We start from the raw sequence: 16468 nt of genomic DNA on the forward strand, positions 1-16468 counted from the left end.
GTCTTCGATGCGCCTAAGGTCTTCCATTTCGAGTTTTCTACGAAGGTCTCGGGCCACTAGGGCCGCAAGATCAGAGAACTGGTCCCAGACGCCATGATCCGGACGAAGTGAGCACCCGTACTCGGCCAGCCCTGCGAGGTCACGCCGCATGAGGCTCACAGTGGCACGTAGGCGCTTGTACCGCTCTTCTGCAGCCCGGACGGTCTCAGCGGCCTCACAAACCTCCTGGAAGCGTCGAACGAGCGGCGAGAGGTCGAGCCCAAACGCAACCTTTTCGTCGCCGTAGCGGCGGGCATAGCGCTTCCCATTGGGGCTATCGCGCCGGACGACAAAGCCAGTCTGCACAAGGTTGGAGAGGTGGCGCCGCATCGTCGAGCAGGGCATGCCGTTCAGGCGCTCGCAAAGCGCCTTGTTGGACGGATGTACAATCAATTCGCTGTCATTGCCTCCGAGAATGGTCGCTTGGTGAAAGCTGACCAGCGCCTGTAGCACCGTCAAATCCCGATCGGACAAGCCGAACGCAACTCGAGCGGCAGCGAGCTCCCTCAGGACCTCCCACTTGTTGGCGCCGGCTGGGGGCAGGTCTTCCTGAGTCGCTGCCTGATGTTTCAGGATGGCAGCATCTATCGTTCGCCGGAAGGGCGTTACGGGCGTGTAGTCCATTTTTTCATTCACGAAGACAAAAATATCCAGGTCCGCGAATCACTTTGGACTTGCGGAAAATAGCTCCGGACACTACCTTGAAGGTGCTAGAAACAAGTTAGGGTCTCGTGGAGTGGTCGCTTTGCGGGACCTTTTCTTTTGCCTTTTCGTGCCTCCTTCTTTGATTTCTGCTCTTCCTCAGTCTTCCGACCGCTGCTTCCAGCGATCGTGAAGGTCTTCAATCATGTCATGCACTTGCGTCTCGACCCAATCGGCGAAGTCTCCATCCGCCAACTCGATCGATAGGCCCTTGGCAGTGCGTTTGACCGTGCCGCCGCGTTTGCCGCCAATCTTCAGCGGAACGCTGGAAGGTGGGGCAGGGGAGGGCGACTTGGCCGGTTTGATCGCGTTGGTCACAGCCTTTTCTACGGCCAGGAACGCTTGGATGGACGGGTCATTGGTAGAGGCAACGTCATCCACCACCATGGAGGTCTCGGCATTTTCACGTGCCTCTTTCGCGATCCCCATAAGGTCCTCGCGGTCCAGACCATTCTCGTCGATGGCCCGACCAAGGGATTCCCATCGGGGTCGGCCAATGCCATGGGCGGCGCCAATGGCGCGTACCAGATCCGGCCCGACCATGTCCGCAATCGCGATCGCCATAGATATGGTCGACTTCGTGACGGTAAGAACTTCTGCAACCTGAGATTGATTCCCGAAGCCGGACGACACAAGGTCCTTTGCGAACAGGGCCTTTTCAATAAAAGACAAATCGCGCCGCCCCATGTTCTCCGAAATCTGAGCACGCAGAGCGCTGTCGTCATCCAGGTTGGTGACTAACGCGCGAACCTTGGTAACCTTATCGGACTGACGGATCGCCTCCAGCCTGCGTCGCCCATAGACCAAAAGGTAGCGATCATCTTCACCCGGCGCACGTCGCACGAGGATCGGAACAGTCTGACCGTTCGCCTCAATCGCATCGCGCAAATCCAGTACATCGGCCGGGTCAAGCCGGTCCGCCATACGCCCGTCTTCGATGCTCGCCGGGTCAAGTTCCCAAACATGATGAGAATCGACCGCGTCGCGGGCGGACCGAAGGGCGCGATTCGAGGTCATCATCGGTGTCACAGCACCTGTCTGAGGGGCAGGGGAGGGGGCCCCAGCTGCCGCGAGACTGTCCAGCATTGACATGCGCTTCTTCTTGCCACTGGTCATGTGCGCCCCCAGGTTTTCTGGATTAGTTCGGCGATCTCGTCATTCAGCGTATTCAGGCTCTCGATCGCGCGATCATAGGTGGAACGCGTGAACGCGCTGCGCTCCACTTCATAAAGTGTCTGCTTGGTTAGGCCCGCATCTGAGATGGCTGTGGACTTCAACATAGGCGAATTCAGCACGGCTTCGCCGTACATTGTTCGCAGAAAAGCCACGATGCGGTTCTGCGGCGCATCCTGCGGCTCGTAGCGGGTCAAAACATAGCGCATCCAGTCATGAGACATATCAGCGCCGCTCTCGGCGATCACGTCCATGAGGTCGGCTGTCATGCGGAGGAATTGCGACATTGACATCACATCGAGCATTTCCGGGTGGATCGTCACCAAAACACCCGTGGCCGCGGACAGTGCGGACATGGTGAGAAATCCTAGCTGCGGTGGGCAATCAATGACGACGACGTCATAGTCCCCGTCGACCTGGGCCAATGCCTCCTTAACACGGAAGAAGAAAAGTCCTGCATTGCCCTGCGCCAGCGCGCGCGGAGTATCGTGCTCGAACTCCATTAGTTCGAGATTTCCAGGGATCAAGTCGAGATTGGGGATGTAGGTCTTGCGGATGACCGACCGGATCGGCTCCGGGTCCTCATAGCGGATCGCATCGTAAAGAGTGCCGCCATCCTCGAGGTCCAATTCCGGCTGAACGCCGTGCAGCGCGGTGAAGGAAGCTTGTGGGTCAAGATCAATGCCCAACACACGATATCCGCGCAGGGCAAGCCGTTGGGCGAGATGGGCAGAGGTTGTTGTTTTCCCTGAACCGCCCTTGAAATTCATCACCCCGATGACCTGAAGATGGTCACCTTCTCGTCGTCCGGGAACGTAATCACCCGGCTTGCGAGCGGTTTTTTCAAGGAGCACACGCAGCGCCTGAATGTCCTGAGCCGAGTAGAGACGCCGATTGCCGGCGGTCAGCTCGGGAGAAGGCCCCTTGCCATCGAGGTTGAGTTTCCGAAGATAGGAATCGTTGACGCCAAGCAGCGCCGCAGCCTCACCTGAGGTGAATTTGCGCATGGTCTTCTCGGCATCGGGTGGAAACAGGCTCTCACGTTGCGAATGCAACTGGTTGGCCAGCCATTCCGAATGCTGGCGGATCACTGCGTTGAGATCCTCATGCACAAAGGTATTGTCCATCTGCCCTCTCGCCTCCGAGACATCGCGTCTTTGGCGTGTTCACGGAAATTGGCGTTTTTTGCCTCGTTTCCGTGACTATTGACGCAAGAGTCGGATTCGCGCAAGGTTTTTCCACATCTAGTGGGCGAGTCCTCACCGAACACAAGGATATTAGTCTTCTACAGCATGGTGTAACGCACCGCAGCTTGCCTTTTGGTTGTTTTGGATATACATACTTGGACGTTTATCCATGCCTGAGAGGACAAGATGCAAGTTGCCAAATGGGGAAACTCCCTTGCCGTCCGGCTACCCGCGGATCTTGTGCGGGAACTGGGCCTAAAGGAAGGCGATCAGGTCGACTTGGTAAAGGACGATGGAACCATTCTTGTGAGACGCCAACCTCGCGCCGATGAAGTTCTACAAGGGCTAAGGCGGTTTCGCGGAAAACTGCCCAAGGACGCGCGTCTAAGCCGCGACGCCGCGCATGAGCGCTGAATTCGCAGACACGAATGTTGTGCTCTACCTGCTTGACGATGGTCCAAAGGCTGAGAGGACGGAGGAAATTCTGGGGCAGGGACCCCGGATCAGCGTTCAGGTCCTGAACGAAGCGATGGTCAATTGCCGACGGAAAGCTGGGCTCAGTTGGGAAGATACCGGAGCGTTTCTTGAGGGTATTAAGTCCTTATGCCCTGTCGAGGGCCTAACGGTTCAAACCCATCAAGTCGGTCGCGCGTTGGCAGAGAAGTACCAGTTATCGGTCTATGACGCGATGATCGTGTCTGCCGCGCTGATCGCTGGGTGCACGACGTTGTGGACTGAGGACATGCACGACGGATTGCTGGTCGAGGATCGGCTGCGCATCGTCAATCCATTTGCCTGACCAGCAACCCAAGTCGCTCCGCCCGTTCCAACAGCATCCTGACGGATGACGGTTGCCAGCTTGTACGTCCCCGTGGAGTCCGCTCACGCATGGCTTCCAACCGGTCGCAGATCGCCTGTAGCGTGATATCCGGATCTGCGCCTTTGATGGCCGCCACGATGGCAGGCAGGCGATCGTCGGTTGCTCGGCGTCCAGCTCGGGCGAGGACCCCGGCGGGTAGAAACCCGTCGCGGACATAGGCTTTCACAGCACGGAGTAGGCGGCTTTGGGTCCAGTGCCGGTCGTGGGGCAGGGGGCCATTAATGATTCGTAAAACATCTTCCCAGGCCATATCCGGCCGCAAGCGGCGCACATGGGGCACCCAATCCTGCGCGGTCTCGTTGAGGCGCTCCATGTAGCCGTCCTGTCGCGCCAGCCGCACCTTGCGCAGCGCAGCGGGATCCTTGGCGCGCAGCCCAGGATTGCCACCAACGCGCCCTTTGGCGCGCGCAGAGGCAAGCCCGGCCTTTGTGCGCTCACGTATGAGCGCGCGCTCGAACTCGGCCGCGGCGCCCAGAACCTGCAATGTGAATTTGCCCTGCGGGGAAGCGGTGTCGATGGGGTCCTGCAGGGAGCGGAAGAAAGCTCCCTTGGCCTCCAGACGTTCGATCACCTCCAGCAAGTGCGACAGGGACCGCGCAAGCCGGTCGATCCGCACAACGACCAGCGTGTCGCCGCTCTGGACGCGTTCGAGCACGCGTGCCAGCACCGGTCGCGCGCGATTGCCGCCCGAGGCGTGCTCTTCAAAGATCTCGACGCAACCCGAAGTTTGCAGGGCCTCAGACTGGGGCAGGGGGGTCTGATCCTCTGTGGAGACGCGCGCGTAGCCTATGAGGGGCATGAAATCGGGCCGTTTTCAATTTAGTGTATCGCTATTAAACGACCGTTTGTAAACAAATGCAAGTAGGTGCTCTCTCGTCGTGCTCGTCCAAAAACCTTTGGTTTCCTTGCGCTGAAAGCGATCTGAGAGGTTTCACCTGCAGTCGCGCGCTCGTACTATATAAAGGGCGCAGGCAGCGGCCACAAAAACGCCTGGGCAATGTGCAAAAAATCAGTATTTTGCACACATGATGACGCAAGCCTCTTCTTTGACTGATGATTACGACGACCCCCTTATCACCATCGAGGAGGATGAAGAGGCTCACGAAGACGATCTCTGGTTTCTACCTAGGTCACTTGAAGAAGAACCGGATGATTTGCCTCCAGGGCCACGGGCGGAACCGCCCGACACTGCTGTCGTCGAAGACTGGGCAAAAGCAGAAGGCGTTCACGCTGCGCGACTGGCAAGAGTGGCTGGACGCCTGGGAGCTCTGGATGACCGGCTGCTGCGTGGCCCGGAAGGCTGGCGGCATCGCCTCGCTCTTATCGAGGCAGCGGATCTCAGCTGGTTCGCAGGGGATCGGGTGAGTTCTGATCGTCTGGCGCTCTGGATATCGATGCGGCTGTCAGGTGCACAGGATGACCCAAATGCACTGGCAAGAGTTGGATGGGCTGTTCGGCGCCTAACAGGCGGTCCTGGACCGAAAGCTGACTTGGCCGCCTTCCTGGATCGCCGCGATCCCGAGAACATTGAAGACAGCGCTGAGCGTTTCAAGGATCGCGCGGGTGGGTGGCTGGACGTCATGGCAGCCGCAAAGGGTCTCCACCCGATCACGCGGGCGTGCATGGGGTATCACCTGTGGAGCTTGGCGGGCCTCGGACGCCACGGCGACCAGATCGAAGCTGCCGTCACCGCGTCCAGGATCGCGACCAGCGATGGAAGCGGTGCCATCTTCGCGCCGCTCGCTATGGCCGGGGCCGGGGGGCTGCGCGTTTCGGGCTTGCCACCCGAGCGTTTGGCCCGCTGGTTGGATGGGATGAACAGCGCAATTCTTACGGCGATGCGAACACTTGATGATATTGAAGTGTGGATCGGGCGGGCAGAAAACGTCATGGCGCAATTATCTGGCCGCACGCCGGTTGCCTTGCGAAAGGTTTTCACGGAATGGCCCTTGGTCTCCGCCCCGATGGCTGAGGCCATGACCGGAGCCAGCCGCGCCGCCGTTCAGCGCAATCTCGCATGGATGGAGGCAAGCGGTTTGATCCGCGAGGTGACGGGGCACGGGAGGTATCGCATGTGGAAAGCTGACCTAATATAGGTCATTTGTCGAGGCTGACACCGGCTTGACCTGGCACGCTTTAGTGCCGCCCCAGATGATCGTTTAAGCCACTTTCCGTTCGAATGCGAAAAGGCTTTTCCAGCCCAAAGCGTTCGTTAGCCATTCGTCTCACGTTTTTGTGACAATTGATCGCTTGAAGCTCCAGTGGGTGAAGGTTGTAACGGGCGAAATAACGGAATGAGAGCCGGAGCCAGAGATGGCATCGTAGCATTTGCGAGTGGCGTAAGTTCCCTGTGCCGTGACGTTCCCGATCTCATGGTCGCGATATCGAAGCCGCTGTGCCTAAATTTCCAGACAATCTGCGACTTAACGAATTGTCGCTGCGCAACTTCGGACCAGGTATCGTGCGAGCAGTTTTCTCCTCCCTAGCAAACTGGAAACTGCAAGGATCGCATGTTTACTTACGAAAATTTGCCCTTGAACCTCTAGCCACTAGAAGTCCTATCTGTTCAAGGAGAACACATACCGTTCTTGCCATCAATCGCCGGTGAGAACCGAAAGGGTACGACATGCTGACAAGACGACACTTCATTCAAACAACAACGGCGCTATTTTCTGCGACCGTTCCCGGCGTGACGTTTGCCGATAGCTGGCCCACCGAGGCGCAGAAGGCTGAATGGGACGCACAGGTGACGCCTCCAAATTATGTCCCCGAAACCTCCAATCCCTGGGATTTGCACCCGCGGTTCCTGCCGCAACGAGTCCTTGCGAAGGCTGGTCTCGTGCCAGGAGATATCCATGTCGACGCGGTCGCGCGGTATCTCTACCATATCGAAGATGGTGGAACAGCGATGCGGTATGGCGTGGCGATCGCGCGGGGGAACCTCTACGAGCCGGGTGTCTATACCATCAAGCGCAAGGTCAGGTGGCCGCACTGGCAACCGACACAGAGCATGATCAATCGCGACCCCGAACTTTATGCTGACATTGCCGATGGCATGGAACCGGGACCGGAAAACGCGCTTGGATCAAGGGCGCTGTATCTCTACGTCGGGGATCGCGATACCCTTCTGCGCATCCATGGCACTCCGAGCCCACGAAGTATCGGTGGCCGCGCAAGTTCGGGTTGCGTACGGATGGTTATGGCGCATATCAATAACCTTTACCCGAACGTCGAAACCGGCTCTACGGCCTATCTTTACTCGGCAGAGGACAGCGTCACTGCCCGCAGCTAAGCCAAGCAGCGGTCGGCAAACGTAGCTAAGTTTCGCGAGGGGTGCAGATACGATTGCCGTTCGCCGTGCGCAGCGGCAGCAAGGTCGTCTCGACGGGGCCGCTGTGTTCGTACCAATAGCAGCCGTCTTCCGGCACCAAGCGCGCGGTTGCAACATCCTGATCCGGGCCAGCCATTGCAATCACGGCTTCGGGAACGTTGCCCCCCTGTTTTGCCGCGTCGCCCGGTCCAGTCGGCTGGACTGCGCACCCGGCCGTGAGCGACAGCGCCACTGCGCCTATCATTTTTTGCTTCAGCATCAAAACCCGCATTCAGCTTCCTTTCGTGACTGTTTTTCTTTGCAGCGGCTGTTCATGCCTCAAGGCGTGATAGAGCCAGTCACCGCATCCTCTAGCAATAAAACAAACTGAAATACCACCGTATTTTGCTCTTGAAGCTCTAGCTACTGTAGGGGCTATGTCATGGTAAAGCACCCGAATCCAGAGGTCCATTCATGCCGCCCGACACCCATCGTCACGACCACGATCACGCCGAAGATGCCCAGACAAGCGGCGGCAGCTGCTGCAGGAGCGCCGGAACGTGCGGCGACATCGTTCCGGCGACCCCCGCGCCAGCGGGCGGGCGCAGTTTTCAGGTGTCCGGCCTCGATTGCGCCGAGGAGGTAGCAATCCTAAACAAGGTGGTCGGCCCGAAGATCGGCGGGGCCGAGCATCTCGCGTTCGACGTGATCAATGGGCGGATGACTATTCTCGACAGCGCCAAGAGTTTATCGGACGGCGAAATTGCAGAACTGGTCGCAAGCACCGGCATGACCGCCAAGCCTTGGGATGCCGAGAACGCGTCGGTCGACCAGGCGGCCCATCTTGCAAGACAGCGGCTGTTTACGGCGCTCAGTGGAGGCTTCTGGGCCGCGGGATTTCTGTGGCACATCATCGAGACCGGCATGGGCGGGGCGCTCGGCCTCTTCGCGGGTCACGGCGAAGCGCCGATGCCACTGGTCGAGGCAGGGCTGTTCGCGGTTGCGATCCTGTTCGGTGTCTGGCTCGTGGCACCCAAGGCATGGTCGTCCGCTCGGCGGCTGTCGCCCGACATGAACCTGCTCATGGTGGTCGCCGTGGCCGGTGCCATCGGGCTTGGCGAATTTTTCGAGGCGGCGACAGTCGCGTTCTTCTTCTCGCTCTCGCTCTACCTCGAAAGCTGGAGCGTCGGGCGTGCGAGGAATGCGGTTTCAGCTCTGCTCGACCTGGCGCCGCCGACGGCAAGAGTTCTTAATGATGACGGCTCAGAAGCGGACGTTCCGGCTTCTGCGGTTGCTATCAACGCACGTTTCGTCGTGCGCGGCGGAGACCGCATCCCATTGGATGGTGAGGTTGTCGATGGGGCAGGGGCCGTCGATCAGGCGCCAATCACCGGAGAGAGTGCGCTGGTCCCAAAGGAACGGGGCGACGAAGTCTATGCCGGTACGATCAACGGCGAAGGCACACTGACGGTGCGCGCCACGAAGGCCGCCTCGGATACCGTGTTGGCCAAGATCATCCGCATGGTCGGTGACGCCCATGCCCGCCGCGCGCCGGTGGAGCAGTGGGTGGCGAAGTTCGCCCGCATCTACACGCCTATCGTCATGGCTCTCGCCATTGCAATTGCCCTGCTGCCGCCGCTCATTTTCGGTGGGGCCTGGGATTATTGGTTCTACAATGCACTCGTGCTGCTGGTGATCGCCTGCCCGTGTGCTCTGGTCATCTCGACACCGGTCTCCATCGTCGCCGCACTCACCGCCTCAGCGCGGGCTGGGGTGCTGATCAAGGGCGGTGCATATGTTGAGGCACCGGGCAAGACCACTGCACTGGCCATTGACAAGACCGGCACGATCACCATGGGCGAGCCGGAGGTGGCGGCGGTGCATCCGCTGGGCAAAGCATCGGCGCAAGATCTGATGACCCTCGCCGCTGGGCTGGAGGCACGTTCCTCGCATCCCTTGGCGCGCGCCATTCTCGCGCGGGCAGAAGCCGACGGCATCAATGTGTCCGCCGCGCAAGATACCCGAACCGTTCCAGGTAGGGGACTTGAAGGACGCACAGACGGCCGGTCGATCTGGCTAGGGTCCGACCGGTTTGCCGAGGAGAAGGGTTTCGGCGACGCCATTCCGAAGGATCTGCGCGACCGCATCGAAGGGGCCGGCAGCACCCTTGTTGCCGTGGGCGACGACACCGGCGTCACCGGCATCCTGGAATTGCGCGACCGTATCCGCCCCGACTCCAAGGGCATCGTGGCACAGCTCCACGCGCAAGGCGTGAAGACCATCGTCATGCTGACGGGCGACAACGAGCGGACAGCGCGCGCCGTTGCCGCCGAGGTCGGCATCGACGAGGTCCGCGCCGAGCTTCTGCCCGAAGACAAGGTGACTGCCATCGAAGAACTGGTCGAAACGCATGACATGGTGGCCATGATCGGCGACGGGGTGAACGACGCCCCCGCCATGGCACGTGCGCATTACGCCATCGCGATGGGTGCTGTTGGTTCGGACGCGGCAATCGAGACGGCGGATATTGCCCTGATGACCGACGACCTCGGCAAGGTGCCTTGGCTGATCGGTCATTCGCGCCGGACAGTGTCGATCATTCATCAGAACATCGGTATTTCCTTGGCGACCAAGGGCGTTTTCGTCGTCGCTACTGCGTTCGGAGTGGCATCGATGTGGGGCGCTATTGCAGCCGACGTAGGAGTGTCATTGCTGGTGGTGGCCAACGCCCTGCGCCTGCTTAACAGCCAAGAGGCCAAGGCGCCGCCGTCCGGCGGTGAACAGGTTGGTCCACAGATGACAAAGGCCGCGCTTGCCCACGGACATTGATCAGGCAGCATTTGCAGGGTAACGTAATGTCCATATCAGACCTCACGAAAGAGGCATCGAGCAGTGAAAACCATCCGATTTCCCCGCCGCGCCGTCCTGTTAGGCGCGCTGGCAACGTTCTTGTCCGGGTGTGCCAGCAAGTTCCGCAGCTATGGCGGACCCGAGGTGACCCGTGTTCGGCTCTACAAGGGGCAGCGCTTGCTTGTTCTCGACGGAGTCGACCGGGTATTGCAAACCTATCCGGTCGGGCTGGGTTTCGCGCCCGAAGGTCACAAGCAATTTGAGGGAGACGGTCGGACCCCGGAGGGCGCTTACGTAGTCGATAAGCGCAACCCTGAAAGCACTTATCATCTTTCAGTTGGCATCTCTTATCCGAATGAGGCCGACATCGCCTTTGCCGAAGCGCAGGGCCTTTCCCCCGGCGGCGACATCTTCATCCATGGTGGTCCACGCCCGGGCATCGACCCAACGGACGTCCGCGACTGGACAGCTGGCTGCATCGCGGTCACAGATCGGCAGATCGAGGACATCTATGCAATGGTGAAGGACGGAACACCTATCCAGATCTTTGCATGACGGTTTTTCTCATGCGGCGGTAATGAGCCGTCGCATTGGCCGTCAGAGCCCAGCTCCACGAAGCCAAAATGAGCGCCAACAGCATCCAGTCCCCGAAGCTCGCGTAGAGTGTCGGCGGCCGCGCGGAGGGCAGACTAGCGTCGATGATGCCCGTTTCGCCGGTCTCGAGCCGCGCAACGATCTCTCCGTTCGCGTCGATGACCGCAGAGATGCCTGTATTCGCGGCTCGAATGACAGGAAGGCCTTCCTCTATGGCGCGCATGCGTGCGGAAGCCAGATGCTGCTCAGGTCCGATGCTGCTGCCAAACCAGGCATCGTTTGTCGCGTTGAAGATCCAGTCGGGTCGGAACAGGTCGTCGACTACATGACCTGGGAAGATGATCTCATAGCAGATCGCCACGGCGACCAGCGGCACACCCGGAAGCGCAAGCGTTCGCGGGCCCGGTCCGGGCGTAAAATCGCCCAGACCCGCCGTGAGCCGCTCGATGGGCAACCAGCCACGGAATGGCACATATTCGCCGAAGGGTACGAGATGGTGTTTCGCGTATCCGGTCAGGATTCTGCCGGTCGCGCCAAAAGCCTGGACCGTGTTGAAATATCGGGTGCCATCGTCGCTCGGTACACGGTCCGGCACCCCGGTGAGCAGCACGCTGCCTTCCGTTAGCGCAGCGGCAATGCGGGCCCGCGCCTCCGTATCCTCATCGAGGAAACCCGGAAAGGCGGTCTCCGGCCAGAGAAGCACGTCGAAATCGCCGTGCCGGGTTGAAAGCTCAAGATAGCGCGCGAAGGTCGCCTCGCGGTTCTCGGGCGCCCATTTCTCCTCTTGTGGAATGTTGCCCTGGACGATGCGCAGGTCGACACTGGGTGGCTGTTGTGCATCCGACTGGAGGCGAAGCGTGCCGACGGCCCACATAGCCGCGATGCCGGCCAGCGCCATGAGCGAAACGGTCAATCGTTGCCGCCCGGACGCCATGACAGCCGCGCCGGGAAGTGCCGCGACGAACACGGTGAGAAAGCTTAGCCCATAGCTTCCGACCCAGGCGGCGGTCTGGCGAAGGGCGGCGTAGTCTACAAGTGCGTAACCGGCCAGATTCCAGGGAAACCCTGTCAGAACGTGACCACGCAACCACTCGGCCACGGTCCAGGAGGTCGCGAACAGGAGGCAGGCCAAGAGACTGCCCATGGTTCCGCGCCGCGCGATTTCGGCAAAAAGCGCAGCGGCAATGGCTGGGAAAATCGCGAGACCTGCGGACAATCCCGCGACCGCCGGAATCGCCATCGTCCCAAACCGCTCGGCCTCGACGTAGAAACTTTCCGCGATCCACCAAATCCCGAAACCGAACTGGCCGAGACCAAACGCCCAGCCGACGAGGAAAGCGCGCCCGAAGGAGAGATCGCGAAGCCCGACAAACAACGCGGAATAGGCAACGGGAACGAGCAGGAGAATCGAAAGAGGCGGGAAAGTCAGAACGGTCATCGCCCCGGCGGCGAAACCAAGCGTCATCCGCGAAAGAAAACGGTGGCGCAGAGCGATGCGGTTCAGAATTTCCGGCTTCACGACTTGATCGAACGCCGCGCGCTGATCCATGGCGCGGCGAGCAAGAGCCCCACGCCACTGACGACAAATACATCGGCCAAGTTGAAGGCAGGCCAATGTGTTGTGCCAATGTAGAAATCGAGAAAGTCTGTTACAGCCCGATACCGCACACGATCGATGACATTGCCTAGGGCTCCGCCAATGATCGCACCGTAGGCAAGCGTTTCCACCGCATTGTCGGCGCGAAACAGCATAACCCCCAGCCAAACACAGATGGCAAGAGCGAAAGCGATGAGGCTCCACCACGGCGCGCCGCCCAACATCCCGAAAGTCACGCCGTCATTACGATAAAAGACGAGGTTGAATCCCGGAAACACGGGAATTCCGGCGCTTAAAGTGACGGCATTCGCAACGACAATGGCTTTGGTGATCTGATCGATCGCGAACGCAGCAAGTGCTGCGAAGACGCCGATCATCGGAGATACCTTGTTTAGTGACATTGCCTCATCCCAACCAGACATCAAGGAACAGCATCAGAACGAGCCCGACTGCGAGACCGAGCGTCGCCCTGTTCTGATGGCCGCTGCGATGGGTTTCGGGGATGATTTCGTGGCTAATGACGTAGAGCATTGCGCCCGCGGCAAAGGCCAGACCCCATGGAAGCAGCGGTTCCGACAGTGTGATGATGCCGGCCCCGAGCAAACCGCCAATCGGCTCGACCATGCCCGTCAGCGCCGCGATGCCCCAGGCGCGCAGCTTCGGATATCCCTCGCCCAGCAGAGATACAGCGACGGCCAATCCTTCGGGCGCATTCTGAAGCCCGATGCCGATGGCGAGCGGCAGACCGCCCTCCATACCTCCGGATCCGAAGCCGACCCCCACGGCAAGGCCTTCGGGGAAGTTGTGGATCGTGATCGCAATGATGAACAACCAGACCCGCCGCAAAGACGCCGCTTCGGGCCCTTCGCGTCCCGTCTTGAAGTGCTCGTGCGGCAGCTTTTCGTTCATCAGGGCGACAGCCCCCATGCCCAGAAGAATCGAAACGCATACGATGGCCGCAGGCATCGCGCCGTTTTCGAACATCGGCTCCGCCGCATCCAATGCCGGGATGATCAGCGAAAAGAAAGAAGCGGCGAGCATCACACCGGCAGCGAAGCCGAGCGACAGATCGCGTGTGGCCCGAGACGGGATGCGCCCGAACAGCACAGGAACTGCTCCGACTGCTGTGAGCGATCCGGCGGCGAGACTTCCGAGAAAGCCGAGCATTATCGGAGACAGATTTTCCATGGGCGGGCCAGATTATCCTTCGGCGTAGCTCGAAAAGACTTCCGTCGACCCGTCCTTGCGGATGAGGAAGACATCATAGGCCTCGCGGTCGTCTTCTGGCCCCATGCCGGGCGAGCCATAGGGCATCCCCGGAACGGCGAGGCCGACGGCGTCCGGGCGCTCCTCGAGAAGGCGGCGGATGTCAGCGGCCGGGACATGGCCTTCGATCACGTAGCCATCAATGAGCGCGGTGTGGCAGGAGACCATGCGCTGCGGCACGCCGTTGTCGAGCTTGAAGCGAACCAGCAACCCGCCGAACATGTCCTGGCCGGTCGGCGCAAAGCCATTCTCTTCGAGATGGTTCATCCACGAGAGGCAGCAGCCGCAACCGTTGGTCTTGCGGACGTCGATCGCCGTTGCCTCTGCGAGGGCCTGTGCCGCCGGGAACAGGGCGAGCGTGATGGCAAGAGCTTGGGTCATGCGTTTCATGGGTCAGAGCCTTTCGGTTGTCGTTTCGGCAATCTCGCTGCCGAGGTTTTCATTCAGAAGCGCGCGCGCCTCGGCCAGACGCGAGAGCGCGGCGGTATCATCCGCTTCGCTCTCGGCTGCTTCGGCGAGCCGGTCGTCAGCGAGGGGGTCAGTCGGGCGCCCATCCACGAGGACTTCGTAGTGCAGGTTCGGACCTGTCGCCGTGCCAGTCGCGCCGACGCGGCCGATCACGTCTCCCGCCGCAACGCGTTGGCCTTGTGCCAAGTCTTCCGGCACGGCGCTCAGATGCGCGTAGCGCGTCATGGTGTCGGAGCCGTGCAAGATTTCGACCACGCGACCATATCCGCCGCGCCAGCCGATGAAATTGACCCGCCCCGGTGCCGTCGCTTGAACCGGTGTCCCACGTGCCGCTGCAAAATCGACGCCGGTGTGCATCCGGACGTTGCCAAAGACCGGATGCGTGCGGCGCCCGAACACCGAGCTGAGGCGCGCACCCTCGACCGGCTGTGCGAAGACGCGCAGCACCTCGCCATCGACGTAGATCGTCGCCTGACCGCTGCCGTCGTCAGGCCATACGATCTCGTAGAGCGAACCGCCGATGTCCAGTGCGGCGAAGGCGAGTTCGGGCTGTCCGATCCTGTCCTCGCCGACCCGCGCCTCACGCCAGAGAAGCCTTAGTGTTTCGCCGCCGGCCATCTCGCGGCGGAAATCCACGGTCCCTCCCAGCATCTGCGCAAGGTCCACGGAAAAACGGGCGGGTATGCCGGCTTCGTCGAGTGCCGCGAAGATCGAGCTGTCGATCACGGCTTCGCCGGCAAGGGTTACGATCTCCGGATCCGGAGCCACGACCTGTGTGGACAACTGCTCGCCGAAAACCACCTCGATCCGAACCCCGTCCTCGACGGCGAGTGAGACGGTGCGGGGGCTGCCGTCCATGGTCGAAGCAACAGTGACCGAGTGCCCCGGCCGCAGCCGTCGCAGATCGTATTCCGCGCCAAGCGCAAGGGCAACTTCGGCTCTGTCAGGTGCCGCAAGACCAGCTTCAGACAGCAAGAAATCGAGCGTCTCGCCAGGTGCAATGTTGCGCGACCATGTCGACAGGGGTGGCTCGATCGCCTGCACGGGCCTGTCGGCAAACGCGACCTGCAGAAGGGGCAGGGGGCCGAGGTCGGGTGCATCTTCTGCCCATACCGTCACGGGCAGCGTCACGAGGATGTCAACGTTCTGGGGGGCTTCAGGACCTTGGGGCATCCAATTACCTGCCGAGGCAAGTTTCGGCGGCACGGGTTCTTTCGAGAAAACACCGGAGATGACGATAGCTGCCCCGGAAACCGTCCCCGCAATTGCGACACAAGCCGCCAAAGTTCTGAGCCTCATGTCGCCCCCTCCATTTCTTCTTCCAGCGCGCGGCGAATTTTCGGCACCGCGAATTCTCTGGGTTCGTGATAGTCGATCATGGTGACGAACCGCCCAGAGGCTGCGAACAGGAAGACGCTCGCGCTGTGGTTCATCGTGTAATCGCCGCTCTCCGTCGGCACCCTTTCGTAGGTGGCGTGGAAGCCGTCCGCGACGCGCGCGATCTGCTCTTCCGGTCCCGTCCAGCCACGTATCCCAGGATGGAAGTAGCCGACATATTCGGCCATCGTTTCGACAGTGTCGCGCTCGGGATCGACCGTGATGAAAACCACGTTCATCTCGTCGGCCTCGTCTCCCAGATCGTCGAGCCATCCCGAAATGTCCGAGAGCGTGGTCGGGCAGACATCGGGACAGTAGGTGAAGCCGAAGAACGCCATCGTCGGGCGACCGATCAGGGTTTCTGGCCCGACCGCGTTGCCCTCATGATCCGTCAGACGGAAATCCATTTCGGTCAGGGCCACAGGCCGCTGCCCGACAGGTTCGGGTCCACCGGGTCCATCGACCTGCCACCAACCGACGAAGAGCATCAGGGCGACCGCCCCGACACCAGCCGCGCCGTACCCCAGGATCGCCCGTCGCCGCATCAGTCCTCTGGCCCCCGCGCGGCGATGCCGAGGATCGGCACCTCGACCGTCACTTCGCCTCCGTCGTCGAAAAGCAGGGTCAGCGGAAAGGTGTCCCCTTCCGTCATCGGTTCTTGTAGCCGCATCAGCATTGCGTGCAGGCCCCCCGGTTCGAGCGCGACGCTCTCGCCCGGGGCGATCGCGATCTCCCCCGCCGGGCTCATGGAACTCACACCCTCGGCATTTGTCTTCGTCTCGTGAATTTCGGGCATCATCGCGAGCGGAGTTGTAAGGCCGATCAGCGTCACCGGCTCGTCGCCGGTGTTGCTTATCGTCATGTATGCGGCCCCGGGGCGGTTCATCCCGATAGAGGCGCGGGACCACGCGTTCTCGACGACAACATCCTCGGGTCCGGCCAGCGCGGGCACTGAGAGCCCTCCTAGGGTCAAAAGCGCAGTCAATGTGCCGGTCAAAATATGCTTTTTCATCGTTTTGATCCTG

Annotated in this window: 18 protein-coding genes; 6 read left to right on the plus strand and 12 right to left on the minus strand. The window is 60.7% G+C overall.

From position 1 onward, the window contains the following. The 3 genes from repC to repA all read right to left on the minus strand — a co-directional run. Nucleotides 1-663, minus strand: a 663-nt coding sequence (gene repC / locus PM04_RS14850) for a plasmid replication protein RepC (protein WP_038008320.1), incomplete at its 3' end; no start/stop codon positions are given. 177 nt (nucleotides 664-840) lie between these two features. Then, complete coding sequence (gene repB / locus PM04_RS14855) at nucleotides 841-1857, minus strand: plasmid partitioning protein RepB (RefSeq protein ID WP_038008323.1); 1017 nt, start codon at nucleotides 1855-1857, stop codon at nucleotides 841-843. Beyond that, the gene (gene repA / locus PM04_RS14860) at nucleotides 1854-3041 is read right to left on the minus strand and encodes a plasmid partitioning protein RepA (protein ID WP_038008325.1); all 1188 of its coding nucleotides are present in this window, start codon (nucleotides 3039-3041) and stop codon (nucleotides 1854-1856) included. Before repA ends, repB begins: the two co-directional genes overlap by 4 nt. Before the next feature lie 246 nt (nucleotides 3042-3287). On the opposite strand from repA, the gene PM04_RS14865 reads away from it, so the two are divergent. Further along, nucleotides 3288-3515, plus strand: a complete 228-nt coding sequence (locus PM04_RS14865) for an AbrB/MazE/SpoVT family DNA-binding domain-containing protein (RefSeq protein ID WP_009815510.1) — start codon at nucleotides 3288-3290, stop codon at nucleotides 3513-3515. Beyond that, entirely contained in the window at nucleotides 3505-3900 is a 396-nt protein-coding gene (locus tag PM04_RS14870) for a PIN domain-containing protein (RefSeq protein ID WP_038008328.1), read from the plus strand. The genes PM04_RS14865 and PM04_RS14870 overlap by 11 nt, the downstream gene beginning before the upstream one ends. On the opposite strand, the gene PM04_RS14875 is transcribed toward PM04_RS14870, so the two are convergent. Then, nucleotides 3884-4780, minus strand: coding sequence for a recombinase family protein (locus tag PM04_RS14875; RefSeq protein ID WP_038008330.1), 897 nt, complete (start codon nucleotides 4778-4780; stop codon nucleotides 3884-3886). The genes PM04_RS14870 and PM04_RS14875 overlap by 17 nt on opposite strands. Nucleotides 4781-5006: 226 nt before the next feature. On the opposite strand from PM04_RS14875, the gene PM04_RS14880 reads away from it, so the two are divergent. Together PM04_RS14880 and PM04_RS14885 are read left to right on the plus strand one after the other, a co-directional pair. Beyond that, nucleotides 5007-6077 carry a hypothetical protein gene (locus tag PM04_RS14880; RefSeq protein WP_038008333.1) on the plus strand — a complete coding sequence of 357 codons (1071 nt, stop codon included), beginning with the start codon at nucleotides 5007-5009 and terminating at the stop codon, nucleotides 6075-6077. A gap of 530 nt (nucleotides 6078-6607) precedes the next feature. After that, on the plus strand, nucleotides 6608-7273 hold the full coding sequence (locus PM04_RS14885) for a L,D-transpeptidase (RefSeq protein WP_038008334.1): 666 nt from the start codon (nucleotides 6608-6610) through the stop codon (nucleotides 7271-7273). A gap of 25 nt (nucleotides 7274-7298) precedes the next feature. Here PM04_RS14885 and PM04_RS14890 read toward each other — a convergent pair whose 3' ends face one another. Beyond that, complete coding sequence (locus tag PM04_RS14890; protein ID WP_038008335.1) at nucleotides 7299-7583, minus strand: hypothetical protein; 285 nt, start codon at nucleotides 7581-7583, stop codon at nucleotides 7299-7301. A 182-nt stretch (nucleotides 7584-7765) separates the two neighbouring features. Here PM04_RS14890 and PM04_RS14895 point away from each other — a divergent pair, with 182 nt between their 5' ends. Both PM04_RS14895 and PM04_RS14900 read left to right on the plus strand, forming a co-directional pair. After that, nucleotides 7766-10120, plus strand: coding sequence for a cation-translocating P-type ATPase (locus PM04_RS14895; protein ID WP_038008337.1), 2355 nt, complete (start codon nucleotides 7766-7768; stop codon nucleotides 10118-10120). A gap of 63 nt (nucleotides 10121-10183) precedes the next feature. Beyond that, nucleotides 10184-10696, plus strand: a complete 513-nt coding sequence (locus PM04_RS14900) for a murein L,D-transpeptidase family protein (protein WP_038008338.1) — start codon at nucleotides 10184-10186, stop codon at nucleotides 10694-10696. Here the strand turns inward: PM04_RS14900 and lnt are convergent. Genes lnt through PM04_RS14935 form a run of 7 tightly spaced genes read right to left on the minus strand, consistent with a single transcriptional unit; the run spans nucleotide 10677 to nucleotide 16455 of the window. Further along, entirely contained in the window at nucleotides 10677-12284 is a 1608-nt protein-coding gene (gene lnt, locus PM04_RS14905) for an apolipoprotein N-acyltransferase (RefSeq protein WP_038008340.1), read from the minus strand. The two genes, PM04_RS14900 and lnt, sit on opposite strands and share 20 nt — an antisense overlap. Continuing rightward, a complete protein-coding gene (gene lspA / locus PM04_RS14910) occupies nucleotides 12251-12709 on the minus strand; it encodes a signal peptidase II (protein ID WP_018001715.1) in 459 nt (152 codons plus the stop codon). The genes lnt and lspA overlap by 34 nt, the downstream gene beginning before the upstream one ends. A 28-nt stretch (nucleotides 12710-12737) precedes the next feature. After that, entirely contained in the window at nucleotides 12738-13520 is a 783-nt protein-coding gene (locus PM04_RS14915; RefSeq protein ID WP_038008344.1) for a ZIP family metal transporter, read from the minus strand. A gap of 12 nt (nucleotides 13521-13532) precedes the next feature. Beyond that, nucleotides 13533-13988 (minus strand): DUF411 domain-containing protein, encoded by a 456-nt coding sequence (locus PM04_RS14920; protein WP_038008346.1) that lies wholly within the window; start codon nucleotides 13986-13988, stop codon nucleotides 13533-13535. A gap of 3 nt (nucleotides 13989-13991) precedes the next feature. Continuing rightward, the gene (locus PM04_RS14925) at nucleotides 13992-15365 is read right to left on the minus strand and encodes a M23 family metallopeptidase (RefSeq protein WP_038008349.1); all 1374 of its coding nucleotides are present in this window, start codon (nucleotides 15363-15365) and stop codon (nucleotides 13992-13994) included. Continuing rightward, the gene (locus tag PM04_RS14930) at nucleotides 15362-15988 is read right to left on the minus strand and encodes an SCO family protein (RefSeq protein ID WP_038008350.1); all 627 of its coding nucleotides are present in this window, start codon (nucleotides 15986-15988) and stop codon (nucleotides 15362-15364) included. The genes PM04_RS14925 and PM04_RS14930 overlap by 4 nt, the downstream gene beginning before the upstream one ends. Beyond that, nucleotides 15988-16455: a copper chaperone PCu(A)C gene (locus PM04_RS14935; RefSeq protein WP_038008351.1), complete on the minus strand. Its 468-nt coding sequence runs from the start codon at nucleotides 16453-16455 to the stop codon at nucleotides 15988-15990. Before PM04_RS14935 ends, PM04_RS14930 begins: the two co-directional genes overlap by 1 nt. Nucleotides 16456-16468: the final 13 nt, after the last annotated feature.

The organism is Thalassobacter sp. 16PALIMAR09 (assembly GCF_000765485.1).
Taxonomy (GTDB): Bacteria; Pseudomonadota; Alphaproteobacteria; order Rhodobacterales; family Rhodobacteraceae; genus Thalassobacter; species Thalassobacter stenotrophicus.